Origin of the sequence: Nitrosomonas nitrosa (genome assembly GCF_003051105.1) — a bacterium.
GTDB classification, from domain to species: domain Bacteria; phylum Pseudomonadota; class Gammaproteobacteria; order Burkholderiales; family Nitrosomonadaceae; genus Nitrosomonas; species Nitrosomonas nitrosa.
Window position 1 is genome coordinate 1 of sequence record NZ_QAOO01000083.1, and the last position, 1207, is coordinate 1207.

A 1207-nucleotide genomic window follows, 5' to 3' on the forward strand; every position below is an offset into this window, starting at 1 on the left:
CTACTCGATAATTTTTGCAACAACACCCGCTCCAACGGTCCGACCGCCTTCACGAATCGCAAAACGCAAACCTTCTTCCATCGCAATCGGTGCAATCAGATTTACCGTCACCGATACATTGTCTCCGGGCATGACCATTTCCGTGCCCGATGGCAATTCTATCGATCCCGTCACGTCCGTCGTCCTGAAGTAAAATTGCGGCCGATATCCCGCAAAAAATGGTGTATGACGTCCACCTTCTTCTTTGCTTAGCACATAAATCTCAGCCGTAAACTTCGTGTGCGGTAGTATGCTCCCAGGCTTTGCCAACACCTGACCACGCTCAACCTCTTCACGCTTCGTTCCACGCAGCAGTATCCCCACATTATCCCCCGCTTGACCTTGATCAAGCAGCTTCCGGAACATCTCAACACCCGTACAGACCGTCTTCAAAGTCGGCTTCAATCCAACAATTTCGATCTCATCACCGACTTTGATTATCCCGCGCTCAACCCGACCTGTTACTACCGTACCTCGACCAGATATCGAAAACACATCCTCCACCGGCATAATGAATGCGCCATCTATCGCCCTTTGCGGTTCCGGTATATAACTGTCCAACGCCTCCGCCAGCTTGAAAATCGATGGCTCGCCTATATCACTCTGATCTCCTTCAAGTGCCTTCAATGCCGAACCAATCACTATCGGCGTATCGTCACCCGGAAAATCATATTTCGAGAGCAGCTCTCTTATCTCCATCTCAACCAGCTCAAGCAGCTCCGCGTCGTCAACCATATCCGCTTTATTCATATATACGATGATATAGGGCACACCAACTTGCCTTGCCAGCAGAATATGTTCGCGTGTCTGAGGCATCGGCCCATCCGCCGCCGATACTACGAGAATAGCACCATCCATCTGTGCCGCGCCCGTAATCATATTCTTCACATAGTCCGCGTGACCAGGACAATCTACATGCGCATAATGACGCTTCTCCGTCTCATACTCCACGTGCGCCGTGTTGATGGTAATCCCGCGCGCTCGCTCTTCCGGCGCCGAGTCAATCTGAGCGTACGACTTCGCCTCACCACCAAATTTCTTTGTCAACACCATCGTAATCGCCGCCGTCAATGTCGTCTTCCCATGATCAACGTGCCCAATCGTCCCTACGTTTACATGCGGCTTTGATCGCTCAAACTTACTCTTCGCCATGCTATATCCTTATCGT

The 1207-nt window shown here is 51.0% G+C and carries 1 protein-coding gene; it reads right to left on the bottom strand.

Annotated features, from left to right (window positions below):
• The gene (tuf, locus tag C8R30_RS15670) at nt 1-1191 is read right to left on the bottom strand and encodes an elongation factor Tu (RefSeq protein ID WP_090672759.1); all 1191 of its coding nucleotides are present in this window, start codon (nt 1189-1191) and stop codon (nt 1-3) included.
• Nucleotides 1192-1207 lie beyond the last annotated feature (16 nt).